Origin of the sequence: Roseibium sp. AS2 (genome assembly GCF_038900065.1) — a bacterium.
Lineage (GTDB): Bacteria > Pseudomonadota > Alphaproteobacteria > Rhizobiales > Stappiaceae > Roseibium.
Window position 1 is genome coordinate 84,920 of record NZ_JBBMQN010000004.1, and the last position, 25,160, is coordinate 110,079.

General features: G+C 63.6%; 25 protein-coding genes and 1 riboswitch. Of the genes, 16 read left to right on the forward strand and 9 right to left on the reverse strand.

Annotated elements, in window-relative coordinates:
* Position 1: 1 nt before the first annotated feature.
* Positions 2-172, reverse strand: a complete 171-nt coding sequence (locus WNZ15_RS12345; protein ID WP_342893284.1) for a CbtB domain-containing protein — start codon at positions 170-172, stop codon at positions 2-4.
* Between the two features lie 34 nt (positions 173-206).
* Positions 207-432: riboswitch (cobalamin riboswitch) on the reverse strand.
* Positions 433-583: 151 nt separating this feature from the next.
* On the opposite strand from WNZ15_RS12345, the gene polA reads away from it, so the two are divergent.
* Positions 584-3,559, forward strand: a complete 2,976-nt coding sequence (gene polA / locus WNZ15_RS12350) for a DNA polymerase I (RefSeq protein WP_342893285.1) — start codon at positions 584-586, stop codon at positions 3,557-3,559.
* 395 nt (positions 3,560-3,954) lie between these two features.
* On the opposite strand, the gene WNZ15_RS12355 is transcribed toward polA, so the two are convergent.
* The gene (locus tag WNZ15_RS12355) at positions 3,955-5,892 is read right to left on the reverse strand and encodes a cache domain-containing protein (protein WP_342893286.1); all 1,938 of its coding nucleotides are present in this window, start codon (positions 5,890-5,892) and stop codon (positions 3,955-3,957) included.
* A 245-nt stretch (positions 5,893-6,137) separates the two neighbouring features.
* Positions 6,138-7,046 carry a LysR family transcriptional regulator gene (locus tag WNZ15_RS12360; protein ID WP_342893287.1) on the reverse strand — a complete coding sequence of 303 codons (909 nt, stop codon included), beginning with the start codon at positions 7,044-7,046 and terminating at the stop codon, positions 6,138-6,140.
* 160 nt (positions 7,047-7,206) lie between these two features.
* Between WNZ15_RS12360 and WNZ15_RS12365 the strand changes: the two genes are divergently transcribed.
* From WNZ15_RS12365 to WNZ15_RS12405, 9 genes are all read left to right on the forward strand, one after another.
* Positions 7,207-8,250, forward strand: a complete 1,044-nt coding sequence (locus tag WNZ15_RS12365; RefSeq protein ID WP_342893288.1) for a hypothetical protein — start codon at positions 7,207-7,209, stop codon at positions 8,248-8,250.
* A 1-nt stretch (position 8,251) separates the two neighbouring features.
* Positions 8,252-9,406, forward strand: a complete 1,155-nt coding sequence (locus WNZ15_RS12370; RefSeq protein WP_342893289.1) for an MFS transporter — start codon at positions 8,252-8,254, stop codon at positions 9,404-9,406.
* A 112-nt stretch (positions 9,407-9,518) separates the two neighbouring features.
* Positions 9,519-9,743 (forward strand): hypothetical protein, encoded by a 225-nt coding sequence (locus WNZ15_RS12375; RefSeq protein ID WP_342893290.1) that lies wholly within the window; start codon positions 9,519-9,521, stop codon positions 9,741-9,743.
* 198 nt (positions 9,744-9,941) lie between these two features.
* The gene (locus WNZ15_RS12380; protein ID WP_342893291.1) at positions 9,942-11,468 is read left to right on the forward strand and encodes a YifB family Mg chelatase-like AAA ATPase; all 1,527 of its coding nucleotides are present in this window, start codon (positions 9,942-9,944) and stop codon (positions 11,466-11,468) included.
* A gap of 125 nt (positions 11,469-11,593) precedes the next feature.
* The gene (locus WNZ15_RS12385; RefSeq protein WP_342893292.1) at positions 11,594-11,833 is read left to right on the forward strand and encodes a BrnA antitoxin family protein; all 240 of its coding nucleotides are present in this window, start codon (positions 11,594-11,596) and stop codon (positions 11,831-11,833) included.
* A 159-nt stretch (positions 11,834-11,992) separates the two neighbouring features.
* Entirely contained in the window at positions 11,993-12,301 is a 309-nt protein-coding gene (locus WNZ15_RS12390) for a hypothetical protein (protein ID WP_342893293.1), read from the forward strand.
* A gap of 107 nt (positions 12,302-12,408) precedes the next feature.
* A complete protein-coding gene (locus tag WNZ15_RS12395) occupies positions 12,409-12,726 on the forward strand; it encodes a heavy metal-binding domain-containing protein (protein WP_342893294.1) in 318 nt (105 codons plus the stop codon).
* A 9-nt stretch (positions 12,727-12,735) separates the two neighbouring features.
* The gene (locus WNZ15_RS12400) at positions 12,736-13,344 is read left to right on the forward strand and encodes a GNAT family N-acetyltransferase (protein WP_342893295.1); all 609 of its coding nucleotides are present in this window, start codon (positions 12,736-12,738) and stop codon (positions 13,342-13,344) included.
* A 77-nt stretch (positions 13,345-13,421) separates the two neighbouring features.
* Positions 13,422-14,384: an agmatinase gene (locus WNZ15_RS12405; protein WP_342893296.1), complete on the forward strand. Its 963-nt coding sequence runs from the start codon at positions 13,422-13,424 to the stop codon at positions 14,382-14,384.
* A gap of 36 nt (positions 14,385-14,420) precedes the next feature.
* On the opposite strand, the gene cysK is transcribed toward WNZ15_RS12405, so the two are convergent.
* From cysK to dut, 3 genes are all read right to left on the reverse strand, one after another.
* Entirely contained in the window at positions 14,421-15,380 is a 960-nt protein-coding gene (gene cysK / locus WNZ15_RS12410) for a cysteine synthase A (protein ID WP_342893297.1), read from the reverse strand.
* A 145-nt stretch (positions 15,381-15,525) separates the two neighbouring features.
* Complete coding sequence (locus tag WNZ15_RS12415; RefSeq protein WP_342893298.1) at positions 15,526-16,194, reverse strand: HAD family hydrolase; 669 nt, start codon at positions 16,192-16,194, stop codon at positions 15,526-15,528.
* A gap of 15 nt (positions 16,195-16,209) precedes the next feature.
* On the reverse strand, positions 16,210-16,659 hold the full coding sequence (dut, locus tag WNZ15_RS12420; RefSeq protein ID WP_342893299.1) for a dUTP diphosphatase: 450 nt from the start codon (positions 16,657-16,659) through the stop codon (positions 16,210-16,212).
* Between the two features lie 172 nt (positions 16,660-16,831).
* On the opposite strand from dut, the gene WNZ15_RS12425 reads away from it, so the two are divergent.
* From WNZ15_RS12425 to WNZ15_RS12435, 3 genes are all read left to right on the forward strand, one after another.
* Positions 16,832-17,251: a hypothetical protein gene (locus tag WNZ15_RS12425; RefSeq protein ID WP_342893300.1), complete on the forward strand. Its 420-nt coding sequence runs from the start codon at positions 16,832-16,834 to the stop codon at positions 17,249-17,251.
* Positions 17,252-17,273: 22 nt separating this feature from the next.
* Complete coding sequence (locus WNZ15_RS12430) at positions 17,274-17,855, forward strand: OmpA family protein (protein ID WP_342893301.1); 582 nt, start codon at positions 17,274-17,276, stop codon at positions 17,853-17,855.
* Between the two features lie 135 nt (positions 17,856-17,990).
* On the forward strand, positions 17,991-18,779 hold the full coding sequence (locus tag WNZ15_RS12435; RefSeq protein WP_342893302.1) for a class III extradiol ring-cleavage dioxygenase: 789 nt from the start codon (positions 17,991-17,993) through the stop codon (positions 18,777-18,779).
* A 10-nt stretch (positions 18,780-18,789) separates the two neighbouring features.
* Here WNZ15_RS12435 and coaBC read toward each other — a convergent pair whose 3' ends face one another.
* Positions 18,790-20,013 (reverse strand): bifunctional phosphopantothenoylcysteine decarboxylase/phosphopantothenate--cysteine ligase CoaBC, encoded by a 1,224-nt coding sequence (gene coaBC, locus WNZ15_RS12440; RefSeq protein ID WP_342893303.1) that lies wholly within the window; start codon positions 20,011-20,013, stop codon positions 18,790-18,792.
* Positions 20,014-20,062: 49 nt separating this feature from the next.
* A complete protein-coding gene (locus WNZ15_RS12445; protein ID WP_342893304.1) occupies positions 20,063-21,235 on the reverse strand; it encodes a penicillin-binding protein activator in 1,173 nt (390 codons plus the stop codon).
* 311 nt (positions 21,236-21,546) lie between these two features.
* Between WNZ15_RS12445 and rsmI the strand changes: the two genes are divergently transcribed.
* Together rsmI and WNZ15_RS12455 are read left to right on the forward strand one after the other, a co-directional pair.
* On the forward strand, positions 21,547-22,458 hold the full coding sequence (rsmI, locus tag WNZ15_RS12450; protein ID WP_342893305.1) for a 16S rRNA (cytidine(1402)-2'-O)-methyltransferase: 912 nt from the start codon (positions 21,547-21,549) through the stop codon (positions 22,456-22,458).
* On the forward strand, positions 22,458-22,877 hold the full coding sequence (locus WNZ15_RS12455; RefSeq protein WP_342893306.1) for a YraN family protein: 420 nt from the start codon (positions 22,458-22,460) through the stop codon (positions 22,875-22,877). Before rsmI ends, WNZ15_RS12455 begins: the two co-directional genes overlap by 1 nt.
* Positions 22,878-22,958: 81 nt before the next feature.
* Here the strand turns inward: WNZ15_RS12455 and secB are convergent, their stop codons facing one another.
* Entirely contained in the window at positions 22,959-23,453 is a 495-nt protein-coding gene (secB, locus tag WNZ15_RS12460) for a protein-export chaperone SecB (protein ID WP_342893307.1), read from the reverse strand.
* 300 nt (positions 23,454-23,753) lie between these two features.
* Between secB and WNZ15_RS12465 the strand changes: the two genes are divergently transcribed.
* Positions 23,754-25,154, forward strand: coding sequence for an ActS/PrrB/RegB family redox-sensitive histidine kinase (locus WNZ15_RS12465; RefSeq protein ID WP_342893308.1), 1,401 nt, complete (start codon positions 23,754-23,756; stop codon positions 25,152-25,154).
* Positions 25,155-25,160: the final 6 nt, after the last annotated feature.

A 25,160-nucleotide genomic window follows, 5' to 3' on the forward strand; every position in this document is an offset into this window, starting at 1 on the left:
TTTAGTGGCACGGAAATCCGGTGGCATGGCGGACATCATGTGCCGCATCATGCAGGGCACCGGCCTGTACATGGCCCGTGATCGAGATGATCGCCACGCCCAGCACCACGGCGAAGGCAAGCGGTACGATCCTGGCGATAGACAGGTTTGATTTGTATGTCTGTGTCGTCATTTTATTGTCCTCGTTGCCGTCACACCCGACGGCCGGGTTGGAGTCGATGCTTGGCAGGTCTCCTGGCTCGCGGGTCGTTGCGCTTGACCGGGCCTTCCCTGCAGGTGCCTGCAAGTGGCATGTCCGGCCGGCGCTCTCCGCATACAGTCGCGGGGGCGGCTTCGGCATCCGGAGCCCTGATTGGGTCCACCGTGTCCGAATTCCCTGTTCGTTTCCCGGCACTTTGTGCCGAACGGAAAACCAAGCCCGGGCATAATGGCCTATTTATTTTTTCCGCGAAAGCACAAATCCGACATTTCGGTGTTTTGCTCTAGCGGTCCGGCAGGTCCGGAAACGATTGGCTGTCGCGATAGGCGTGCGCCATTCGGGATTTCTCAACTTTAGGACTTTTCTCCGGAGCGGGCTGCGGGCATGATCCGCGCCATGTCGACGCAAGTAACCGCCCCCGCCCTCACCGCCGACGACCACCTCATTCTGGTCGACGGTTCCACCTTCATTTTCCGCGCCTACCACGCGCTGCCGCCGCTGACGCGCAAGCCGGACGGCCTGCCGGTCGGCGCGGTTTCCGGCTTCTGCAACATGCTGTGGAAGCTGCTGCAGGAGGGTCTGACCCCGGAAAAGGGCGACGAGCCGACCCATTTCGCCGTGATCTTCGATCATTCGGCGCAGACGTTCCGAAACGAGATCTATCCGGAATACAAGGCCCACAGGCCCGATCCGCCGGAGGACCTGGTGCCGCAGTTCGGACTGATCCGCGAAGCGACCCGGGCCTTTTCCGTCCATTGCATCGAGCAGGCGGGCTTCGAGGCCGACGACCTGATCGCGACCTATGCGCGCGACGCTGCGGCGCAGGGCGCACGCGTCACCATCGTCTCCGGCGACAAGGACCTGATGCAGCTGATCGGCCCGAAGGTCGGCATGATCGACACCATGAAGAACAAGATCTTCGGCGAGGCGGAGGTGTTCGAGAAATTCGGCGTCGGCCCGGACAAGGTCATCGAGGTGCAGTCGCTGGCCGGCGACAGCGTCGACAACGTGCCGGGCGTGCCCGGGATCGGTCTGAAAACCGCGGCACTCCTGATCAACGAGTTCGGCGATCTGGAGGCCCTGCTTGAGCAGGCCGGCACCATCAAGCAGACCAAGCGGCGCGAGAACCTGATTGAATTCGCCGACCAGGCCCGGATTTCGCGGCAGCTTGTCACCCTGAAGCAGGACGTGCCGGTGGAACTGCCCGCCGCGGCGCTCTCGGTGCGGGACCTCGACGGTCCCAAGGCGGTCGGTTTTCTCAAGACCATGGGGTTCAGCACCCTGACCAAGCGGGTGGCCGAAGCCACCGGCGCCGATGCCGCAAGCGTCGAGCCGGCTGTCTTCGAGGTTCCCGGCTGGGACGTGCCGGACCACAAGGGCCGGATCCTGGAGCACGCGGACAGCGGCGCGGGTCCGAATGCCGCAGCGGACACAGCCCCCGGCAAGGACGGCCTGATGGTGCCGCGGAGCGTGGCCGACGCCCGTGCCGAGACCATCCGGGCGATCCCGGTCGATTCCAGCGCCTATGAAACCGTCACCAGTGCCGAGCGGCTGAAGGAATGGTGCGCGGCGGCGTTCGAGACGGGCTATGTCGCCTTCGACACGGAAACGACCTCGCTGGACGCCATGCAGGCGGATCTGGTCGGCCTGTCGCTGTCGACGGAGCCCGGCAAGGCCTGTTACGTGCCGCTGGGCCATGTCGACGGCGAGGGCGACCTTCTGGGCGGTGGCGGCCTCGTTGCGGGCCAGATCCCGTTGAGCGACGCGCTGGAGATCCTGAAACCAATGCTGGAGGACCGGTCGGTCCTCAAGATCGCGCAGAACCTCAAATACGACTGGCTGGTGATGACCCGCTACGGCGTCGACATCACGCCCTACGACGACACCATGCTGCTGTCCTATACGCTCGACGCCGGCAAGGGCGGCAACGGCATGGACGAGCTTTCGGAGCGCTGGCTCGACCACAAGCCGATCCCGTTCAAGGAGATCTGCGGCTCCGGCAAGTCGATGATCACCTTCGACAAGGTGCCGGTCGACAAGGCGACCGCCTATGCCGCCGAGGATGCCGACGTCACCCTGCGCCTGTGGCTGATCCTGAAGCCACGGCTGGCCAGCGAGCATATGGCGACGGTCTACGAGACCCTGGAACGGCCGATGGTGCCGGTGCTGGCGCGCATGGAAAAGCGCGGCATTTCCGTCGACCGGCAGATGCTGTCGCGGCTGTCGGGCGATTTCGCGCAAGGCATGGCCGCGCGGGAAGCCGAGATCTACGACCTCGCAGAGCAAAGCTTCAACATCGGCTCGCCCAAGCAGCTCGGCGATATTCTCTTTGGCAAGATGGGCCTGCCCGGCGGCAAGAAGACCAAGACCGGCGCCTGGTCGACATCGGCCCAGGTGCTGGAGGACCTCGCCGCAGAAGGCCATGAATTGCCATCGAAAATCGTCTCCTGGCGGCAGCTTTCGAAACTGAAATCGACCTATTCCGATGCGCTGCCCGGCCGTATCAACCCGGAAACGGGCCGGGTGCACACGTCCTATGCGCTCGCGGCGACCACGACCGGGCGCCTGTCCTCCTCCGAACCGAACCTGCAGAACATCCCGGTCAGGACGGAAGAGGGCCGCAAGATCCGCAAGGCCTTCGTCGCGGAAAAGGGCCACAAGCTGATCTCGGCCGACTACAGCCAGATCGAGCTGCGCGTGCTCGCCCATATGGCCGACATTCCGCAACTGAAGCAGGCTTTCGACGACGGGCTCGACATTCATGCCATGACGGCCAGCGAAATGTTCGGCACGCCGATCGAGGGCATGGATCCGATGGTGCGCCGGCGGGCCAAGGCTATCAACTTCGGCATCATCTACGGCATCTCCGCATTCGGCCTCGCCAATCAGCTCGGCATTTCGCGCGGCGAGGCAGGGGACTACATCAAGACCTATTTCGAACGCTTCCCCGGCATCAAGGATTATATGGAAGCAGTCAAGAAGCAGGTTCACGCGGATGGTTTCGTCACCACCCTCTTCGGCCGCAAGGCCCATTACCCGGACGTGAACACCAAGAACCCGAACATGCGCGCCTTCTACGAGCGCGCCGCGATCAATGCACCGATCCAGGGTTCGGCAGCGGATATCCTGCGCCGGGCCATGGTGCGCATGGAGGACCGGCTGACGCATTCGAAACTGGACGCACAGATGCTGCTTCAGGTGCACGACGAACTGATCTTCGAAGTGCCGGACAATCAGGTCGACGCCACGCTGCCGGTGATCCGCGATGTCATGGAAAACGCCTGCGACCCGACGCTGAAACTGTCCGTCCCGCTCCAGGTCGACGCCCGCGCTGCCGACAACTGGGACGAGGCGCACTAACGACCATGGGGCATCAGGATTTCGCCTTGATCTACGGACCGTGGCCGGCTTGGTCACACTGTCGTGCGCCGTCTTCCTGCATGGGGTTCCTCGCCGAGGTCTGGTCCCCCGGGACCGCTGATCGATCTCCGAGTGTCAGAGCATTTTGGGGTGTTTCTCAAACGCCCCAGACCGTTGACAGGCTCTCCGTTGGTCCTCCCGGACAAGTGCAGCGACGCTGAGCGCTGATCCGGCACCCAGCGTGTCAGCGCGAGCGAAAGCGAGCACCAGATCAAGTCAAGCCTCTGAAATCATAAGTAAAGACGCGCTGGGTTCCGGCTCTGGCCATGCAGCTGCGCTGCAGACCGGCCGGAATGACGCTGTGAGGTTGTCAACAAGCCAGGGCGTTTCTTAATCTAGGCCGCCTCGACTGCAGTGAGGAACCGCTGGATCTCCGCCTGCATGTCGTCGGTGATCTGAACCGCTTCGCCCGCCTTCGCCTTGACAGTGCCCGAGGACGTGTTGGTTTCGGTGACGGCATTGTCGAGTTCGTTCATGTTCCCGACGACGGTCTTGGTCTGCTGCGCGGCCCCTTGAATGTTGCGGCTGATTTCGGAGGTCACCGCAGTCTGTTCGGTCACCGCGCTGGCGATGGCAGAAGTGTATTCGTTGACGTCGTTCATCGTCGCCGAAATCCCCTTCATCGCGCCAACAGCCGCATCCGTGGAGGCCTGGATGCCGCCGATCTGGCTTGAGATCTCTTCCGTCGCCTTGGATGTCTGGGTCGCCAGTTCCTTGACCTCGGCGGCAACAACGGCGAAGCCCTTGCCGAGCTCGCCCGCGCGGGCCGCCTCGATGGTGGCGTTCAACGCCAGGAGATTGGTCTGTTCGGCGATTGCCTGAATGAGGGTGACCACTTCGCCGATCTTGCCGGCGGCGGTTGCCAGTCCGGAGATCTTCTCGTTGGTGTCCTGGACATCGGCGGTTGCCTGATCGATGACACCGGTGGTGCGCTCGACCTGCTGAGCGATTTCCCTGGTCGACGATTCCAGTTCCTCGGTGGCGGCGGCGACGGATTCCACATTGGACGCGGCTTCCTCGGAGGCGTGCGTCGCGCCTTCCGCCTGGCTCGCACTCGACGAGGCGACGCCTTCCAGCAGCGCGGCGGTGTCCTGCAGTTCACCGTTCACCTGGGTCACCGACGACAGCATTTCCGCAGACCTGGTCCTGAAATCGGCGATCAGGGTTTCGACCGTGTTCTGGCGCTGCTTCCGGTTTTCGTCTTCGCGGGATTTCTCACCCTCGAGTTCCACTTGCGACCGCCGGTTGGCGCAGCACACGTCCACGGCGCGGGCGATGTCGCCGACCTCGTCGATCCGCTGCATGCCGCGGATTTCCTGATCCGCATTGCCCTCGGCGAGCTCCGAGATCTGCTGCGTGACCACCTGAAGAGGCGCAAACACGCTGCAATAAGCGTAATAGACACCCGCTGCCGCGATCGCCAGAAGGGCGACGGCCACACCGGCGCCAAGCACCCGTCCGAAATTGCGGATGGCTGTGTAAGGCGTCTGATCGATCGCGAGGATGGCGGACGCGGCCTTCTTGCCGGAAAAATCCTTCAGCGAGAGCGCATCGAGGTGATACCGGCCACTCGCATCCGTTGCCGGGCCGCTGGCGAGATCCACCAGGGCGGTCAGCGGGTCGATCCCGTCCGGAAGACGCGAGCCGATCACCTTGGCTCCGTCCGGCGTGTCGATCACGACCGCGAGCGGAACCCCGGTTTCCCTGGTGAACTGCTCGACGAATTTTTCATGAAAGCTCAGGCCGAATTCCACCGAGCCGACGTGGGCGCCGTCGTGAACGATCGGAGCGATGCCCCGGTTTCCGAGGCCCGCAACGCCTTTTTCCAGTCCGGAAATTGTCTGTCCCTTGGTGTTGGTCGCCACCACGGTATGGCGGAAGCCGGACAGGTCGTCGCCGAACTTTTCAGGTTTGTGAACCCGCAGGAAGCTTTCCGCCGGCGGCAGATGAAACTGGAACTGGCGGATGTCATAGGCAGTCTTCAGACCTGCGAACGCCGGAACGAACTCCGCCGCCAGGCCATCCCGGTCGCCGGCGGCAAGCTTTTCCCGGACACCGCTCTGGCCGGCGACGACCGCGGCCATCAGCAGGGCCTGCCGGCTGTCCGCCTGGATGCGTGAGTGAAGAGCCCGCTCGGCGGCGGTCACTTCCCGGTCGAGTGCCATATCAGTGAGTCCGGAGGTCAGAAACTCGCTGATGGAGAGCGCCGACCCGGCGCCGACGAGTGCCAGGACAACAAACAATACGGTCAATTTTGCTCTGATCGTCTTCATGGTCGCTCCAGTTTTTCAAGGAAAACTGGCAACCGAAGTTGAATGAACCGTTAAAAATGCAATTTTCGATCCCAAAACCAGGCGCCACTGCCTGCAAATTGCATTCAAATATACGAATGAAACAATACGATGACCCAGGAGTCTCCGAAAATCGTCTCTCCGCCGCCGGTCATGACGGCGCGAAACGCCACCAGTGATTCGTTTTCGGGACCTGCGGTGACCGGTGCCGGTGGTCTCCTGTCAGGTCACACCACCCTGAGATCCGGTGTCATCTTGCCGGCGAGCGCGGAGCGCGGCGCGATGGTGTTCTGCAACAGCTCGCTCAGGTGGTCTTCCAGATAGTCGACGATCGGCGACTGGGACGACGACTGCGTGTAGATTGCAAGCTGCGTTGCCGGCAGTGCCGGAAACCCGTCCTGCTCCTTCAGCAGCTTGAAGCCTTCAAGGATAGCGCCGGAGGGCAGACAGGAGATGCCCGCGCCGGACAGGACGGCAACCTGGGCCGCGGCCACGCTGGTCGTGGTGATGCGCTCGTACCATTGCCTTCCGGACCGGGCGAGGGCGCTGAAGGCAATCTCGCGAAACGGACAGGGTTCGGGAAACAGGATCAGCGGCAACGGATCGCTCAACTGGCAGGTGTCGCTGACTGCCCAGTGCAATGGTTCCTCGACCAACTCGCCGGGCTTGGGCTTGCCCTGGGAGACCAGAGCGATCGCCAGGTTGATCTCGTTGGCATTCAGCATGTCGTGCAGGGTGGCGCTGTCGGCGACCGTCATTTCCAGTTTCACATTGGGATGAATGCGCACGAAATTGCAGAATATCGACTGCAGCTGGCCGGTGGCATACCACTCCGGCAACCCGACATGGACCGTGCCGGTCAGCTCGGGCGCGGACAGGCGCAGCCGCGCCTCCTCATGGGATCTGAGGATTTCCGTCGCGTGCTGATAGAGGATCCGCCCCGCGGGCGTGAGGTCCATGGTGCGCGCGTTGCGCTCGATCAGCGGTTTGCCGACGCGTTCCTCCAGCCGCCGCAACTGGGTGCTGACACAGGGCTGGGTCCGGTTGAGGCGTGTGCCCGCATGGGTCACGTTGCCGGCCTCCGCGACGGCGACAAAGGCTTCCAGAAGTTCGATGTTAAACCGGCCGATCGTCATGTTCCCGTCTCCGTTTCAACAGGTCACACGCCTGCGAACACCACCAGTCAAACGCGAACAATCATAACGTTCTATTATGACGCGCTTCAATTATAAATTTTAGACATGGTCAAAAATACCGTAATCCGGAATTCTCATTCGTCAAAAACAGGTATCAGCCATGACTTTAGCGCTTTCCTTCGGCCAGCCGGAGCATCGGACAGATCACCGTGCCTCCCTTTTGGAAGCCTCATTGCAGCAGAAGGTTCACCGGGCGATTGCCGCTCACACAGAATTCAGTCTCGATTGCATCCTGACCCAGGACAACAGGCTGAAATACACCAATGCCGGCACCGCGGAGACAGCGACCGGTCACCTGGACGAAGTCTTTCAGCTGATGCGCCAGTTGAACGAAGCCGGACTTTCATCGGACACGCTGGGACAATCGGGCGCGAGCGGGCGCGCGTTCAGGGACGCGCTCGAACAGAGTTGCAGGGCGATCGCGGATGCGGTCAAAGGCGAACCGCTGATCTATGTCGAACTCGGCCCGGAACCGGTCAAGACGCGCTTCATTCTCATGACCCTGCTCGGGCTCGGTGTCACCGTCGAACGCTATATCGCCGTCGACATCAACCCGAAGTCGTCCGGCCCCATGGAAGCGGCGCTGAAGGACATATTGCCGGACACACCACTTTCGTTCGTCACCGCCTCCTTCGACTCGTTCCGGTTGGCCGAGGAAGTCCAGGACAGTGACGCGCCGGCGGTGGTCACGATGCTCGGTTTTCAGGAGGGCAACGACGACCCCTTCATCGTCAATGACTGGCTTCGCAACATCGCCCGTCCCGGCGACCTTCTGCTGTCGGAAAGCCAACTCTATGTCGCCAACCAGATCGACAAGATCTCCGGGTTCTACGCTCACCCGGCCATGCAGCGGTTTTCGCGCATTGCCTTCGAGCGGACAGTCGACCGGACCCTGCCGACCCTGAACAGGTTCTTTCTGCTGCCGGTCGCGATCCGGGACGGTCAGTGCGCGCATGTCGCCATTCTCGCCGAGGAATACGCAAACGCAATCAATGGAAGAAACTTGCATGTTTCCAACTTCTGCCTGAAACTCAGCCTCGACCAGTACCGCCACTACAGGCTGGAAGGCGGCCATTTCAGCATAGTCGGCGAGAGCTGTACGGATGACCAAACACTTCACTTCCAGCTCTCCCGCCGGGTATGAGATGAACCGGAATCAGACCCGTGGCCTGACCGCTGCGGGACTGGCCATCGTCGCGGTCACCTATGGTCTGGCACGCTACTGTTTCGGCCTGTTTCTGCCCGATATCCGTCAGGAATTCGGGCTGTCGTCCGAACTGATCGGCTTGATTGCCGGCCTGTCCTACATGGGTTATCTCGCGGCGACCTTCACCGGTTCCTGGCTGTCGACCGTGTTCGAACCACGGCTGCCGATCCTGCTCGGCGGAATTGCGGCGACCGTCGGCATGGGCCTGATCGCCTGGTCGCCGACACCGGCCGTCCTCGCCGCCGGCGTGTTTGTGGCCGGCACCAGTCCGGGCCTCGCCTATCCTCCGTTTTCCGATGTCATCGTCCGGCACACGGAGGCGAGCCGGCAGAATGTCGTCTATGCCTGGATCAATTCAGGCACCGGATTCGGGGTCGCCTTTGCCGGTCCGCTGGCCCTTTATGCCGGTGGAGACTGGCGCCTGGCCTGGCTGGTCTTTGCCGCCCTGGCGCTTGCGATCACCTTCTGGAACGCGCTCGCGCTGCCGCGTCGCAACGTGCATTCCGAAACCGGCCCGCGGGCGGTGCCGCTCCGGATCCTGATGGACAGGACCGCCCGGACACTCTTCGTGTCGGCGTTTCTGTTCGGTGTCGTCACCGCGGTCTACTGGACCTATGCGGTGGAACTGCTGACCATGCTGACGGGCAATCCCCGCGACGCGGTCCTTTTCTGGATCGTCCTGGGCATCGCGGGCGTCACCGGCTGCTTCGCGGGCGGTCTGGTCAACCGCTGGGGCCTCGGCGGCACCTATCGCCTGCTCGCGATCCTGGTCGGTGCATCTGTCGGCACACTCCCGCTGCTGGTCGAAACCAGGATTGGCATCTACCTGTCCGCCGCCTGTTTCGGTGCGGGTTTCATCGTGATGACCGCCCTGCTCGGCATGTGGAGCATGCGGATTTTCCGCGCGGCGCCCTCCGTCGGCTTCGGCTTCACCTTCTTTCTGCTCTCCCTGGGCCAGGGGGTCGGGCCGGTCCTGAGCGGTTTCCTGATCCCGGTGACCGGACATTCCATGCTGTTTTTCGCCGCCGGGCTCATGTGCTGCGGGTTGGCGGCAGTCAGAATTTCAGACGCGGCGGCAGCGCGGTTGCCATAACAGCCGGTTATGGTCATCCGATTTCGCATAACCGCTAATTGCTGGCAATTCTCATTAAGTGCATGCAAGATCATGACACGCTATGATTGTCAGTATACGTGTGATTGGATCCATGATTATCGCCACGTCAACCAAGACCGGTGCCAGCCTCGACATGGAATTGTGCCGGGCCATGTATGAAAAAGACCCGGACAAGATGATCGAGCTGGTCTCGAAATGGCTCGAGGTCAACCGGTTGGAAACGAGCGACAGGTTCTGTATTCCCGAATATCTGAGCGACGTCCTGTCCCGCACAGGCGGTCCCACCGGCAACTGGCGCCGCACCCTGGCGTCCTGATCCGCTCCTGATCGGACCTGCTGACATTCTCCACTGCCCTGCCGGATATCCGGTTGACGCCATAGCGGCTTCCGCTGCGTCTCCGGTTTCGCCCGACGTCAGGCTCGGCCTTTTTGTTCCATATTTGTTCTTGAACATCCTGCCGTTGTGTGCTTGTCTTCGACACCCTTTCAGGTAGATAGATCGAAGAGCGCGGACATGGTCAGCAAGGTCACCACAGTCGCCTTTCAGGGCATTGAGGCCGTGCCGGTGGACGTGCAGGTGCATGTCGGCCCGGGCATGGTCGCCTTCAATGTGGTCGGCCTGCCGGACAAGGCGGTCGGCGAAAGCCGGGAGCGTGTGCGCGCAGCGCTGTCCGCGTCGGGTCTGGCCCTGCCGGCCAAGCGCGTCACGGTCAACCTCGCGCCCGCGGACCTGCCCAAGGAAGGCTCCCATTACGATCTGCCGATCGCGCTCGGGGTCATGGCCGCCATCGGCGCGATACCTGCCGAATTTCTCCACGGCTACGCCGTTCTGGGGGAACTCGGCCTGGACGGCACCCTGGCTCCTGTCGCAGGTGTGCTGCCGGCGGCCATGGGGGCGTCCGCCCTCGGCAAGGGCCTGATCTGCCCCGCGGCCAGCGGCAGCGAAGCCGCCTGGGCCGACAGGGACATGGACATTCTGGCACCTCGTTCCCTCATTCAGCTTGCCAATCACTTCAAGGGCACGCAGGTGCTCAGCCGTCCCGTCGCGAAATTGCACGGCAATGCCGGGCCGCTGCCGGATCTCGCCGAGGTCAAGGGCCAGGAAACAGCCCGCAGGGCGCTCGAAATTGCCGCCGCCGGGGGCCACAATCTGCTGATGACCGGCCCGCCCGGATCGGGCAAGTCCATGCTGGCCAGCCGGCTGCCGTCGATCCTGCCGCCACTGACCCCGCGCGAGCTTCTGGAAGTCTCGATGATCGCCTCGCTGGCGGGAGAACTGGCCGAAGGCAAGCTGACCGACCGGCGGCCGTTCCGGGCACCGCATCATTCCGCCTCCATGGCGGCGCTGGTCGGTGGCGGCCTGAAGGCCCGGCCCGGGGAAGTCTCGCTCGCCCACAACGGCGTCCTGTTTCTGGACGAACTGCCCGAATTCACACCCCAGGTGCTCGACAGTCTGCGCCAGCCGCTGGAATCCGGCGAGGCGGTGATTGCCCGCGCCAACCACCGGGTCACCTATCCGGCGCGCATCCAGATGGTGGCCGCCATGAACCCGTGCCGTTGCGGCCATGCGGGCGAGCCGGGCCACCAGTGCCGCCGCGGCGAACGCTGCGTGACCGATTATCAGGCCCGGATTTCCGGCCCGCTGCTCGACAGGATCGACGTCAGGATCGAGGTTCCGGCGGTGACCGCCGCCGATCTGATCGGCACGGCCGCAAGCGAAAGCTCCGCCACCGTTGCCGCCCGCGTGGCGGACGCGAGGAAAATCCAGCTGGAGCGTTTCCTTGAGCTCGGCATCGCCTGCCGGACAAATGCCCAGGCACCCGCATCCGCCGTCGAGACCCTGGCCCGGCCCGACGCCAAGGGCCTGGCGTTCCTGCGCGATGTCGCCGAACGCATGGCGCTCAGCGCCCGCGGCTACCACCGTGTCCTGAAGCTGGCGCGCACCCTGGCCGATCTCGACACTGTCGACCAGGTCGGCCGAATCCACCTTGCCGAAGCCCTGAGCTACCGCGGCGAGGACCGGTCCCGCCGGGCGGCGTGATGGATCAGGCCTTCGGCTTTACGGTCCGCACGGCAAGGCTGGCCTGACAACATCATTTTAATCTCCGTACGCCCGAGGTTTCGAGCTATGCTGGGCGATACATTCTCACGCATTGGAAACAGATCATGGCTCGTCCGCCCCGCCGACATACCACCGCCATCGAACAGGCCGAAGCCCTGTTCAAATCGGCGACGACAAAGCCGGTCGAAGAAACGCCCAGACCGGTCAGAACGGCGATGCCCGTGGGCAAGGAGACAGTGTCCGTGCGCCTCGACCGGGATGTTCTGGAACATTTCCAGGACGACGGCCCCGGCTGGCAGGACCGTATCAACGCCGCACTCAGGAAGGCCGCAGGTCTGAGTTAGGGTCCGGACCTGCAAAAGAGGTCGCACTGGTTTGAAACGGTTTGCTCCTCCCGAGGTCAACCCGATCGACTCCGCACCATATGGAAATGACCACACCCCGCATTGTCGGCGCCACCAACCGGGCACCGATAAGCGTCTTGTTAGGATATGCGTGCAAGAATGCCGCAACGTGAAGCTCCGGTGCGCCCGTCGGAGCCGCGGAACTGCCGCGCCCGTGACGCCTGTCCTCCCGAACCCGGGGCAGACGGGCTGCTGAAACGACACAGCGGAACCCTGTGGTTGGCCAACGAGATGAAACTGACAGACAGGCCGGACGAGCCGGAAAAGTCGTTCTCGAACCCGGACGGGTTTCCCCGGCGCCTGCAACGCGGCGGTGAGGCCGGCCCGGTTGAGCTGACGCTGTTCACGCTGGCGGTCGCGACGGCGACCCTTTTGACCCTGACAACAATCCTGATGCAGGTGCTCTGACCCGGCTCCACCGCGGGCCCGGCATGCACGCCAACGCCCGGGGTTGCTTGCATTGGGCCCGCCCGCTTCCCATCTCCGTGATCTGCGCTGCAATCAGGGAGAACGGCATGCTTGTCACCACCACGAACACCATTCAGGGCAAGGATCTGGACTACAAGGGTCTGGTGACCGGCGAGGCGATCCTCGGGGCGAACCTCTTCAAGGATCTGTTCGCCGGCATTCGCGACATTGTCGGCGGCCGCTCCGGCGCTTATGAGGAAGAACTGGCCAAGGCACGCAAGATAGCCGTCGACGAAATGTGCCAGCAGGCCCGGGCCATGGGCGCCAACGCCGTGATCGGCGTCGATCTCGACTACGAGACCGTCGGCCAGAACGGGTCCATGCTGATGGTCAGCGCCACCGGAACCGCGGTGATTGTTCGATAGAGGCTGCCCATGCAAGCCGACATCCGCGTTGCGGCCGGGTTCCCCGAGGCCCAGCGGCCCGTGGCCGCGCGTCTTTTCTGGGCCGCCTTTTCCGGCAAGCTCGGCAGGATCCTGGCGCCGGAAGACAAGGCGTTGCGCCTGATCGCGCGTCTCCTCGACCCGCGTTTTGCGGTCAGCGCCACCGACGGTGACGGCACCCTTCTGGGCCTCGCCGGCTACAAGACCCGGGACGGCGCCCTGATCGGCGGCGGCCTCCCGGACATGGCGTCGATCTATGGTCCCTTCGGCGGGCTCTGGCGCGGAGTGCTGCTGGACCTGCTCGACCGCGCCGTCGAGCCGGGCTGCCTGCTCATGGACGGCATTTTCGTTGCCGGGTCCGCGCGCGGCAAAGGTATCGGCAGCGCCCTTCTGGAGGCCATCTGCGAAGAAGCCCGGACCCGTGACCTGTCCCGTGTCCGGCTGGATGTCATCGATACCAACCCGCGCGCAAGAACTCTGTACGAACGTTCCGGTTTCAAAGCGGTCGACACGCAAAAGACCGGCCTCCTGAAACCCCTGTTCGGTTTCGCATCGGCCACGCGGATGGAAAGACAGGTCCCGAGCCATTCCTCACAATGATCCCGGCGGACGGCCTCTTTTCAGCCGTGCCGCGAGATGCTCTATTCGCGTGAACAGCATCGGCAGGAGCATCTTGAATGGCCTCACACGGATATGAAGGCGGGCGGCTCGATCTGCCGTTTGTCGGCATCTGCACTTTCGGCAAGTACCCGTATCAGCCGGACTGGGACGCGATCGACGCGGATGTCGCCGTGCTCGGCGCGCCGTTCGATCTCGGCACCCAGTGGCGCTCCGGTGCCCGGATGGGACCCCGGGCAATCCGGGAAGCCTCGACGCTGTTTTCCTTCGGCCACGCCGGGGCCTATGATTTCGAGGACGACATCACCTATCTGCCGGCGGAAACGACCCGGATCGTCGATCTGGGCGATGCCGACATCGTGCACACCGATACGGTCGAAAGCCACCGCCGCATCGAGTTCGGCGTGCGCAAGATTCTGGCAGCCGGCGCCCTGCCGGTGGTGCTGGGCGGCGACCATTCGGTCAACATCCCCTGCATCAACGCGTTTGACGGCGAGGAACCGGTCCACGTCGTGCAGATCGACGCCCATCTGGATTTTGTCGACGAACGCCACGGCGTGCGCTACGGCCATGGCAATCCGATGCGGCGCGCGGCGGAAAAACCCTATGTGACAGGCCTGTCCCAGATCGGCATCCGCAATGTTTCATCGACGGCGCGAGACGGCTATGAGGATGCCCGCCGCATGGGGTCCGACATCCAGTCCGTGCGCCATGTGCGCCGGCTTGGCATCGACGGCATGCTGGCGCGGATTCCGGAAGGACGCCGCTACTACCTGACGATCGACATCGACGCCTTCGATCCCTCCATCGCGCCGGGCACGGGCACACCCAGCCATGGCGGCTTTCTCTATTACGAAGTGCTGGAACTGATCGACGGGCTGGCCAGGCGCGGCACCATCGCCGGCATCGACCTGGTGGAAGTCGCGCCGGACTACGACCCGACCGGCTCCACCAGCACCCTCGCGGCGCAACTTCTCATGAACACCATCGGGCGGGTGCTTCACCGGCGCAAAGATGAATAGACCCCGCGGGATCAGACATCCGCGGGGCCGTTCGGATCACAGTCCTTCGAACAGCGCTGTCGACAGATAACGTTCGGCGAAGGAAGGAATGATCACGACGATGTTCTTGCCTTCCATGCCTTCGCGCTGTCCGACCCGGATGGCGGCGGTCAGCGCCGCACCGGAGGAAATCCCGACCGGTACGCCCTCGGTTTTTGCCACTTCTCGGGCCATGGCGAAGGCGTCCTCGTTGGCGACGGTGAGAACCTCGTCATAGGCCGAAGTGTCGAGAATTCCCGGCACGAAGCCCGCACCGATGCCCTGGATCTTGTGCGGTCCGGGCGTGCCGCCGGAAAGGATCGGGCTGTCGACGGGTTCCACCGCGACCACATGAACGCCCGGCTTGCGCTGTTTCAGCACCTGGGAGACGCCTGTGATGGTGCCGCCGGTACCGATGCCGGAAACAAACACGTCGACCGCGCCGTCGGTGTCGTTCCAGATTTCCTCGGCGGTGGTGTTGCGGTGGATCTCCGGGTTGGCGGCGTTCTCGAATTGCTGCGGCATCACCGAGCCTTCGATCTCACCCAGCAACTCCTCGGCGCGGGCGATGGCGCCCTTCATGCCCTTCGGCCCTTCGGTCAGTTCCAGTTCCGCGCCCATGATCTTGAACATCTTGCGCCGTTCAACAGACATGGTCTCAGGCATCACCAGGATCAGCCGGTAGCCTTTCGCGGCGGCCACGAAAGCCAGCGCGATACCGGTGTTGCCGGATGTCGGCTCGACCAGGGTGGTCTTGCCCGGCACGATCCGGCCGTCGGCTTCCATCGCTTCGATCATGGCCACGCCGATCCGGTCCTTCACGCTGGCAATCGGGTTGAAGAATTCCAGCTTCGCCAGCAGGTTGCCCTTGACGCCATGGGCCTTCGCCAGCCGGTCCAGCCGGACAATCGGAGTATCGCCGATGGTGTCCGTTATCGAGCCATAGATCTTTCCGCGGCCTTCGGTCTTCCTGGTCATGGCTTTTCTCCCAAATTGGCCGGACGTCTGGCGGACCGGCATCGTTCATTTTCCGTGGCGCTAAGATAGTACGGCACCGGACGGGTTATAAGAGGCGGAAAATGCCTTTGCGGCGGTTGCCGTAAAACCATTTTCCAGAAAACCCTCAGGTCTTGGAAAACAGCAGGCCCGGCAGATCCGCCATGGCCTCGAACAGAACCGCGCCGGCTTCGATCATCGCCGCGCGGTCGCAGGTAGGATCCTCCACAAAGGCGAATACGCGCATCCCGGCAGCAGCGGCGGCCCGGACCCCGGGCAGACTGTCCTCGATGACGACGCATGTCTCCGGCGCATGGTTCATTCCGCGTGCCGCCAACAGAAAGACATCCGGTGCCGGTTTGCCCCGGGCGCAGTCCTGCGCGGAAAACAGCCGGCCCTCCAGACGCGGCAGCAAGCCGGCGCTGCCAAGGGTCGTGCGCATCTTTTCATATTTGCCCGAGGAGCCGACGCAAAAGGGCACGCCCGCAGCATCCAGATGGTCAAGCACAGCGGCGACACCCGGGATCGCCGAGACGCCGGCACGGAAGCTTTCCAGATCGCGGGCCCGAACCTGTTCGGGCCAGTCCGCCGGGAGGGTCCTGCCGGTCAATTCCTCGACCAGGCGCTGCACATCCTCCAGCGTCCGGCCCATGAACTGCTTCTGGCAGTCCGGTCCGGTCATCGGATGGCCGAGTTCGCTTACCATCGCGGCCATGATGGCGTTGGCCTGCCTTTCCGTATCGACGAGAACACCGTCACAGTCGAAAATGACAAGGCCCGGGGCCGGTTTTCCCATCACCTGAGTATCCTGTCAGACGCGGCCGGTGGAGCCGAAGCCACCCGCCCCACGCGCAGTATCGGAAAGGGTTTCGACTTCCAGGATCCGTGCCTGAAGCACCGGCGCGATCACCATCTGGGCGATGCGCTCGCCGCGGCTGACCTCGAACGGCTCGTTGCCGAGGTTGATCAGGATGACCTTCACCTCGCCGCGATAGTCGGCGTCGATCGTGCCGGGCGTGTTCAGGACCGTGACCCCGTGTTTGGCCGCCAGGCCCGACCGGGGCCTGACCTGCGCCTCGAACCCTGCCGGCAAGGCCATGGCAAAACCGGTCGGGATCAGGGCGCGGTCACCGGGCGCAAGCGACACCGGTGCCTCGACGGCGGCAAGCAGATCGAGGCCGGCGGCAAGCGCCGACTGATAGGCGGGCAATGGCAGGTCCCGGCCATGGTCGAGACGTTTCAACTCAAGGGTGACAGACATGAAGGGATCCCGGCAGTGAATGTTGCCGGCGAGTGACGATATTCGCGGCGTCCTGTCAAGATTGGCCCGGAGCAACGACTCAGGCATCGTTTCGATGGAAAGACTTGAAGTTGTGGGCATCTCCTGAAACACTCGGCCGCAACTCAACGCCTTCCCAAGGGAGACAAGGACAATGGGACGTTTGATTTTCGCGCTCGCCATCGGGCTTTTTCTGGCCACCGCGCCAGCTTCCCAGGCCCAGACCGTGGGCTTCGCGGACGCAATCAAGATTCTCGCAGGAAGCTGCGGCAGCGATATCGCCAAATACTGTGCGTCCGCGACGCTGGCGAACAACGGCATCACCTCCTGCCTGGAGAAGAACCAGGCCAAGGTCTCGCAGAAGTGCAACGCCGACCGCACGGTGGTCATTTCGCTGATTCAGGCGCGCCTTGCCGCGCAAGCCGCAGCCCCGGATCTTTGCCAGCGCGACGCGGCGCAGTATTGCAAGGGTGTCAAGGCGGGAGGCGGACATATTCTTCGCTGCCTGTTGAAGGCGCAGCCATCCGTCAGTCAAAAATGCAACACGGCTATCGATCTGGCCGGATACCGCTAGAACCGGGCAGGGGAGTATTGAAATGAACAGGTTCCTTCAGGCCGGTATCGCGGCCGCATGTCTCACTCTTTCCATCTCCGGTGCGACGGCCCAGACAAAGCTCAGCCGCAACGAGATCATCAATTCCCTGCAGGGCGCTCAGCAGAAGGTCGACATCACCGCCGACCAGTTGCAGAAGGCGGCGCTGGAGAACATTCAGAAGTATCCGGGCGCAAACACGCCTCAAAGCCTGCCGCTGGCGGACAAGCTGGCGACGCTGCGCCAGTTCAATATCGAGATCACCTTCGAATTCGACTCGGCCCGCATCCGGCCTGAATCCTTCGAGACGGTCGGTCTGATCGCCGACGCCCTGCACACGCCCTACCTGCAGGGCCAGACTTTCTTCATTGTCGGCCACACCGACGCCAAGGGTCCGCGCGAATACAATCTGAACCTGTCCCTGGAACGGGCCCGGGCCGTCCGCGAGGCGCTTGTGACCACGTTCCTGGTGCCCGGTGAATACCTGTTTGCCGTCGGTCTCGGCGAGGAGCAGTTGCGCGACCCGTCCAAGCCCGACGCGGCTGTCAACCGGCGCGTCCAGTTGATCAACATGGGCTTCAAATAGGGTTTAGAGACCAGCCGGACTTTCGAAGGCTCATTGTTCAAGATGATTGAACGAGCCTTCCTTGTTTCCGGGTCTAATTTCCGCGCAGGAAAGGCTTATTCTTTCAAGCGTGGAAAACAGACCCGGGAGCGGCACATGACAGCGGAAACTGAGACAATTTCGCCTGTTTTTTTCGCGCATGGCGCGCCGATGCTTGCTGTCGAGGATACGGCGGCGAGCCGGTTCCTGAAGGCGTTCGCCGCGTCCCAGCCGACGCCGGAGGCCATCCTGATCCTGTCCGCGCATTGGGAAACGGACAGGCTGAAACTGTCTGCGCCGGGGCCCTTGCGCACCTATCACGATTTCCGGGGGTTCCCGGACGCACTCTACGAGATCGACTATCCGGCCTTCGCGGATGAAGATCACGTCGACGCGGCGGCCCGCCTTCTGGAAGCAGCCGGGTACGAAGTGGACCTGGACAGCGACCGGGGTCTGGATCACGGCGCCTGGGTGCCGCTGTCGCTGGCCTATCCGGACGCGGACATCCCCGTGATCGCGCTGTCCCTGCCGGCCGGCAGCACGCCATCGTCCCTTCATGCAATGGGACGGACCCTGGCACCATTGAAGGACAGGGGCGTTCTGATCGCCGGCTCCGGCAGCACCACCCATAACCTGCGCGACATTCGTCCCCAGGGAACACCTGCCCCGGACTGGGCACTGGAGTTCGACCGGTGGCTGGACGACGGTCTGGAGGCCGGCTCGATCTCCTATTTCGACGCCCTTGAGAACGCTCCGGACTTCCGCCGCAACCATCCGACGGAAGAGCACCTGCTGCCACTGTTCTTCGCCTTCGGCGCCGGCGGTCCGGATGCCAGGACGCAGTTGCTGCACCGAAGCTACGAATACGGCACGCTCAGCATGAGTTATTTCCGCTTCGCGGCGTGACTTGCGGCGATCAGTCCGCCAGCGCCTGCGCGGCGCGGGCGATGATCCTGCGGGCGACATCCGTCTTGTCCATTTCCGGCCAGTCCTCGACGCCGCTCCGGCTGACCAGGCGGATCGTGTTCGCGTCGCCGCCCATGATGCCCGTTTCCGGGCTGACATCGTTGGCGATGATCCAGTCGGCGTTCTTGCGCTCCAGCTTGCCGCGGGCATTGTCGATCAGGTTCTGGGTTTCGGCGGCGAAGCCGATCAGGAGTTTCGGCCTGAGGCCGGCATCATGACCGACCGTTGCCAGGATGTCGGGATTTTCGGCCAGATCCAGCACGGGGGGCTTGCCGCCGGCGTCTTTCTTGATCTTTTCGCCGCCTTCCGCGGCCACCCGCCAGTCTGCAACCGCGGCAGCCATGATGGCAATGTCGGCAGGCAGACGGCCCTTCACGGCTTGCAGCATGGACGCCGCCGTTTCCACGTGGACCACGTCGATATTGGCCGGATCGGGCAGGGTCACCGGACCTGAAACAAGCGTCACCCGGGCACCGGCCTGCCAGGCGGCCCGCGCGAGCGCGTGACCCTGCTTGCCGGACGACCGGTTGGCGATATAGCGCACGGGATCGATCGGTTCGTGGGTCGGCCCGGACGTGATCAGCACATGCCTGCCGGCGAGTGGAAGCTGCCCGGCCGCGATGGCCTGTTCCCGCAAGACCGCTTCGGCGGCGGCGGCAATCTCCAGCGGCTCGCTCATGCGACCGACGCCCGCTTCGCCCTTTTCCGCCATTTCACCCGCCGCCGGCCCGCAAAAGGCTATGCCGCGGTCCCTGAGCACCGCCACATTGCGACGGGTTGCCTCGCTCTGCCACATTTTCGGGTTCATGGCCGGGGCGGCCAGCACAGGCTTGTCCGTTGCCAGCAGCACGGCGGTGGCGAGATCATCGGCGATGCCATGGGACACTTTGGCCATCAGGTCGGCGGTGGCCGGGGCGATCAGGATCAGGTCGTGGTCCCGGGCCAGACGGATATGGCCGACATCGTGTTCCGCCTCGCGGTCGAACAGGCTGGTAAAGACCTTGCCGCCGGACAGCGCGCCCACCGACAGCGGCGTGATGAATTCCTGCGCGCCCCTTGTCATGACCGGGACCACACGGGCGCCACGTTCCGACAGGCGCCGGATCAGCTCGAGTGCCTTGTAGGCCGCGATCCCGCCGCTGATAATCAGCACAATCTGCTTGCCGCTCAGCATCTTCAAAGCACTCCCGATGGTAGCGGATAAGGTCTTCCGGCCACAGACCCTAGAACCCGGACCGGAAGTCCCGCGGCGCCGGAGAAATGACCTGGGCCCCCTTGCCGGTGACCTGATAGACGGCAAGGCCCCGCTGGTTGAGCCCGGACGACTGGAAACGGAACAGCCCGTCAATGCCGATAAAGCCGTCGCGGTTGGTCAGGATTCGGTGCTCGAACCTTTGCTGGCCCGCGGACCGGATCAGGCCGGCGGCCAGCGTGACGCCATCATAGACAAGGCTGGCGTTTCGCGGTGGCGGCGATCCGTAGGTGCTCTGATAGCGCTGCGCGAACGCCTTGAAACCCTGATCTTCCGGTCCCGCGAACCAGGCGCCGGCCAGCACCGGGTTGTTCTTGATCTGGGGCGAGTCCCACTGCCCGGAACCGAGCAGCTTCACATTGCCGAGATTGGCACCCTGGCTGACCAGCGTTTGCACGACAAGCGCCGGAACGCCGCCACCGGCGGGCACGAACAGGGCATCGATGCTGGACATGACGGATTTCAGCGCGGACGTCTTTGCGACAAGGTCCGCCGTGTCGGTACCGGTCAGCTTGTAGCGCTGGATGGTCGCGATGCGGCCCGCCGTGCGGCCGACTTCCTGGCGGAAGGCCGCCTCGACAACCGCGCCGTAGGACCCTTCGGGGACGAGGGCCGCATAGGAGGATTTCTTCTGGCCGGCGGCATATCCGATGATGCGCTTGGTGTCCGTTTCCGGCAGGAAACTCAATAGGTAGACACCGCGGGCGGCAACGGAGGTGTCGGTCGAAAACGCGATGACCGGCACGCCTGCCGCGCGGGCGGCGCGGGCGGCACCGGAAACCGCCGGTGAAAACACCGGACCGAGGATCAGCTCGGCGCCTTCCGAAATGGCGGCCTGTGCCGCGGCGCGGCCGCCTTCGGCGGTGCCGCCGGTGTCCTTCACCAGCAACTGGACGTCCGCGCTCGGGAAATTCTGCAAGGCCAGTGCCGCGGCATTCTTGAACACGGTACCGATCGAGGCATTCCCGCCGGCGCTCGCAAGCGGAAGCAACAGACCGACCCGCACGCCGCCGGTGCCGATGACTTCACCTGTCGTCTGTGGCTGGGCGCCGGGCTGGACCTGATCACCGGGAAGCGACCCGAGCGTGGAGCCCATGCAACCGCCAAGCAGCAGTGTGCCTGTCCCGGCAAGTGCCGTTTTCAAGAATATCCGTCTGCGCTGTTGCACGCTGTCGCCCCGCATTCCGCCCGCCATTTCTGTCAATCCACCCGTTGAGAAGACTTACGTATTCGCCGCCTTCCTGTCCAGTTTTAGCGGCGTTTCAATGGAATATCGCCCGGATCAATAGTGGATTTGCCTTGCATCGGTTGCCCCGCGAAGGTAGCGCAGGGAACAGAAAAGCTTCCCGAACGGCCCGCCGCCCGCAAGGAAAGCGTACAGGAGCGGCGGATCTTCAACCGGAATCGATCAGAAAATCAAAAGTCGATCGATCCAGGATGCACAATGGAGGCGAGATGGGCACCGAACCACCGGTACCGGGGGACAAGAACCGCTACAGCCTCGCGGAACACACCTTTTCCGCTCCGAACCTGGAACCGGCGCTCTATATCGTGGCCACGCCGATCGGAAATCTCGGCGACATCACCGTGCGTGCCCTGGAGACACTGGCGGCGGCCAGCGTGATCGCTTGCGAGGACACAAGGGTGACGGCAACGCTGACACACCGGTTTTCCCTCAAGACACCGCTGATCGCCTATCACGAGCACAATGCGGACAAGCAGCGGCCCAAAATTCTGGAAACGCTTGCCGGCGGCAAGGCGGTCGCCCTGGTGTCCGATGCCGGAACGCCACTCGTGTCCGATCCCGGCTTCCGCCTGGTCCGCGATGTGGTCGCGGAAGGCTACAAGGTCATTCCGATCCCCGGGGCGTCCGCCCCGCTTGCCGGACTGGTCGCGTCCGGTCTGCCGAGCGACACGATCCTGTTCGCCGGTTTCCTGCCGCCGAAGAACGGTCCCAAGACCCGCCGTCTGGAGGAACTCGGACAGGTACCGGCAACGCTGATCTTCTTTGAATCGCCGCACCGGACCGCCGCGACACTGAAGCTGATGCGCGAGGCGCTCGGGCCGGACCGCGAAGCTGTGGTCGCCCGCGAGCTGACAAAACGCTTCGAGACCTTCGAACGCGGCACGCTTGCAGAGCTGGCGGAAAGGTTCGAAGACCGGCAGGTCAAGGGTGAAATCGTTGTTCTCGTCGGCCCGCCGGAGGCCCGGCCCGAGGCTGACGCCGGCGATCTCGACGCCCTGCTGCGCGCGGCGCTTGCCGGAATGCCGGTCAGCGGCGCCGCCAAGACCGTTGCCAGGGCGACCGGGCTGGACCGCAACGCGGTCTACAAACGCGCGCTCGAACTGAAGGCGGATGACGGCTGATGGCACGCCGTCGGAAGAATTCGGCAACAGATCGGGCAGCAACTGGCCGGGCAGCAACAGACCGGCGCCGGCGCGCCCACGCGCTCGGCCTTTCGGCGGAAAATCTCGCGGCCTGGTACCTGCGCCTCACAGGCTGGCGCATCCTGAAGCAGCGCTACAAGACGAAGGCCGGCGAGATCGACCTGATCGCGAAACGGCGCAAGACAGTCGCCTTCATCGAGGTCAAGGCCCGCAAGACCCGGCGCGCGGCCCTGGATGCGGTGACGCCGGCGAGCCGGAACCGGATCACCCGCGCGGCCAGGATTTTTGTTGCCGAGCACGCCAGGGCCGGTTTCTACACCCTGCGTTTCGATGTCATCGTCGTCCGCCCCTGGGCTTTGCCGGAGCGGATCGAAAACGCCTTCGAAGCACGGGACTGACGCTCCCGTTGCGTTCCATAACAAAAACCCGCACCGGCAGGGCCGGCGCGGGTTGCAATCAACAGACCCGGGTCTGAAACGTCAGTTCGGCTTCGGCGCGCCTTCGGCCGGTGCCTGCTGCGCCATGTTCTGACGGTACAGCTGGGCGAAATCGATCGGGTCGAGCATCAGCGGCGGGAAACCGCCGTTGCGTGTGGCTTCGGACAGAATGTTGCGCGCGAACGGAAAGATCATGCGCGGGCATTCGATCATGACGAAGGGATGCATGTGGTCCTTCGGAACACCGGTGATCTTGAACAGGCCGGCATAGACGAGTTCGACATTGAACATCACCATGTCCGGGCGTTCCGCCTTGGCGCTGAGCGTCAGGATGACTTCGAACTGATCCTCACCCATCTGCTGAGCGCCGACGTTCACATTGATGTCGAGCTTGGGCTGGTCGCCCTGTCCCAGGGACCGCGGCGCATTCGGATTTTCGAAAGACAGGTCCTTGATGTACTGGCCGAGGATATGCATGCCCGGCGCTGCGGTGCCTTCCGCCTGCGGCTGTGCGCCGCCGTCATTGGTGTCGGTCATCGTCTCATTCCGTTGCGCGGTGCTGATCTGACACGAGAAGCGAAAAGTGCCTCCCGTCGGCCGCCGGCCCGCGTGATCCGGACGGCCGTGTTAGCGGCTGGCTAGCATCTCGAACCCTCAGACACAAGGGCAACGGCCTTGCCAGCGCCCGGAATCCGCTTCAAAAGGAGAGGCTGCTCCAGATCAACGGAGGTTCAATCGAATGCGACCAGACATCCAAAAGTTGATCGATCCAAAAAATGTCAGGGCATCTTTCGAGGGTTCAGATGAACGCTCGGGGCCCTCGTCTCAAGAGACCCCATGGCCGATCATCCGACATCCAATATCACGCTGCCCCACAGGCGGTTGAAACTCGATACCCTGGTGCGCTTGCGCTGGCTGGCGGTCGGCGGACAGACCGCGGCGCTGCTGGTGGTCCATGTCGGTCTCGGATATCCCACACCCGCGGGCCCCGCCTTTGCCATGGTGGCGTTGTCGGCGTGGTTCAACATTTTTCTGAAGATCCGCTCGCCGTCGGCAATGCGCCTGTCCGAAAGGGCCGCCGCTCTGCAGCTGGCCTATGACATCCTGCAAATGAGCGGCCTTCTGTTTCTGACCGGCGGACTGGGAAATCCCTTCGCGTTTCTGCTCATGGCGCCCGTGATGGTGTCGGCGACGGGTCTTTCGGCGCGTTACACGGTTGTTCTGGGCATTCTGGCCACGGTCTGCGCCAGCGTTCTGGCGGTCCTGCACCTGCCATTGCCCTGGCCAGTCGGCGACGATTTCTCGCTGCCCGTGGTCTATTCGGTCGGCATCTGGATCGCCCTGGTGTCGACGCTGGGGTTCATGGCGACCTATGCTTTCCGGGTCGCGGAGGAAGCCCGCCAGCTTGCCGACGCCCTGGCCGCGACAGAACTGGTGCTTGCACGCGAGCAGCATCTCAACGCGCTGGACGGCCTGGCGACCGCGGCCGCCCATGAGCTCGGCACACCGCTCGCGACCATATACCTTGTGGCCAAGGAACTTTCCGGCGAACTGGAGGACGGCGATCCCCACACGGAGGATCTCGCGCTGATCCACTCGCAGGCCGAACGCTGCCGCGGCATCCTGCGCCAGCTGACCAGCCTTTCCAGTGAAGCGGACCGAACCTACCAGCGCATGCCGGTGTCGCAGCTCCTGGAAGATGTCATCGACCCGCACAGGGGAACCGGCGTCGCCATTCACGCCACGCGGTCCGGCTCGGGCTCCGAACCGGTCGGCACCCGCAACGCCGCCATCCGCTACGGGCTGGGCAACCTTCTGGAAAATGCTGTCGATTTCGCGAAAACCAGGGTCGACGTGTCGGCGAGCTGGGACGACACCGCGCTGTCGATTTCAATCATGGACGACGGCCCGGGGTTTTCCGACAATATCCTCGGCAAGATCGGCGACCCCTATCTTTCGATCCGCGGTGGCAAGTCGCCGCAAAGAGGCACCGGCGGCGGACTGGGGCTTGGAATATTCATCGCGAAAACGCTGCTCGAACGCACCGGCGCCAAACTCAGTCTCGACAATCTGGCGCCGCCGCGCACCGGTGCCCATATCCGTGTCAGTTGGCCGCGAAAGGCCTTCGAGCACGACAGCACAGTGGACGAGGCGCCCTTTTCGGCCCATAACGGCAAGAATGCCCGGTTGACGCAGGCAGCAACGGACGACTCATCCGGGCCGCAGGTCGACGCGTAAGAATAA

What these genes read in the sequence shown, in the direction of transcription:
- WNZ15_RS12430 (WP_342893301.1), top strand. Translation starts at nt 17,274, where the DNA reads ATGAACAGGTTCCTTCAGGCCGGTATCGCGGCCGCATGTCTCACTCTT.
- WNZ15_RS12405 (WP_342893296.1), top strand. Translation starts at nt 13,422, where the DNA reads ATGGCCTCACACGGATATGAAGGCGGGCGGCTCGATCTGCCGTTTGTC.
- WNZ15_RS12370 (WP_342893289.1), top strand. Translation starts at nt 8,252, where the DNA reads ATGAACCGGAATCAGACCCGTGGCCTGACCGCTGCGGGACTGGCCATC.
- WNZ15_RS12375 (WP_342893290.1), top strand. Translation starts at nt 9,519, where the DNA reads ATGATTATCGCCACGTCAACCAAGACCGGTGCCAGCCTCGACATGGAA.
- coaBC (WP_342893303.1), bottom strand. Translation starts at nt 20,013, where the DNA reads ATGCTGAGCGGCAAGCAGATTGTGCTGATTATCAGCGGCGGGATCGCG.
- dut (WP_342893299.1), bottom strand. Translation starts at nt 16,659, where the DNA reads ATGTCTGTCACCCTTGAGTTGAAACGTCTCGACCATGGCCGGGACCTG.
- polA (WP_342893285.1), top strand. Translation starts at nt 584, where the DNA reads ATGATCCGCGCCATGTCGACGCAAGTAACCGCCCCCGCCCTCACCGCC.
- WNZ15_RS12365 (WP_342893288.1), top strand. Translation starts at nt 7,207, where the DNA reads ATGACTTTAGCGCTTTCCTTCGGCCAGCCGGAGCATCGGACAGATCAC.
- WNZ15_RS12400 (WP_342893295.1), top strand. Translation starts at nt 12,736, where the DNA reads ATGCAAGCCGACATCCGCGTTGCGGCCGGGTTCCCCGAGGCCCAGCGG.
- WNZ15_RS12395 (WP_342893294.1), top strand. Translation starts at nt 12,409, where the DNA reads ATGCTTGTCACCACCACGAACACCATTCAGGGCAAGGATCTGGACTAC.
- WNZ15_RS12360 (WP_342893287.1), bottom strand. Translation starts at nt 7,046, where the DNA reads ATGACGATCGGCCGGTTTAACATCGAACTTCTGGAAGCCTTTGTCGCC.
- WNZ15_RS12355 (WP_342893286.1), bottom strand. Translation starts at nt 5,892, where the DNA reads ATGAAGACGATCAGAGCAAAATTGACCGTATTGTTTGTTGTCCTGGCA.
- WNZ15_RS12425 (WP_342893300.1), top strand. Translation starts at nt 16,832, where the DNA reads ATGGGACGTTTGATTTTCGCGCTCGCCATCGGGCTTTTTCTGGCCACC.
- WNZ15_RS12435 (WP_342893302.1), top strand. Translation starts at nt 17,991, where the DNA reads ATGACAGCGGAAACTGAGACAATTTCGCCTGTTTTTTTCGCGCATGGC.
- WNZ15_RS12385 (WP_342893292.1), top strand. Translation starts at nt 11,594, where the DNA reads ATGGCTCGTCCGCCCCGCCGACATACCACCGCCATCGAACAGGCCGAA.
- WNZ15_RS12345 (WP_342893284.1), bottom strand. Translation starts at nt 172, where the DNA reads ATGACGACACAGACATACAAATCAAACCTGTCTATCGCCAGGATCGTA.
- WNZ15_RS12455 (WP_342893306.1), top strand. Translation starts at nt 22,458, where the DNA reads ATGGCACGCCGTCGGAAGAATTCGGCAACAGATCGGGCAGCAACTGGC.
- WNZ15_RS12390 (WP_342893293.1), top strand. Translation starts at nt 11,993, where the DNA reads ATGCCGCAACGTGAAGCTCCGGTGCGCCCGTCGGAGCCGCGGAACTGC.
- WNZ15_RS12380 (WP_342893291.1), top strand. Translation starts at nt 9,942, where the DNA reads ATGGTCAGCAAGGTCACCACAGTCGCCTTTCAGGGCATTGAGGCCGTG.
- secB (WP_342893307.1), bottom strand. Translation starts at nt 23,453, where the DNA reads ATGACCGACACCAATGACGGCGGCGCACAGCCGCAGGCGGAAGGCACC.
- WNZ15_RS12415 (WP_342893298.1), bottom strand. Translation starts at nt 16,194, where the DNA reads ATGGGAAAACCGGCCCCGGGCCTTGTCATTTTCGACTGTGACGGTGTT.
- rsmI (WP_342893305.1), top strand. Translation starts at nt 21,547, where the DNA reads ATGGGCACCGAACCACCGGTACCGGGGGACAAGAACCGCTACAGCCTC.
- cysK (WP_342893297.1), bottom strand. Translation starts at nt 15,380, where the DNA reads ATGACCAGGAAGACCGAAGGCCGCGGAAAGATCTATGGCTCGATAACG.
- WNZ15_RS12465 (WP_342893308.1), top strand. Translation starts at nt 23,754, where the DNA reads ATGGCCGATCATCCGACATCCAATATCACGCTGCCCCACAGGCGGTTG.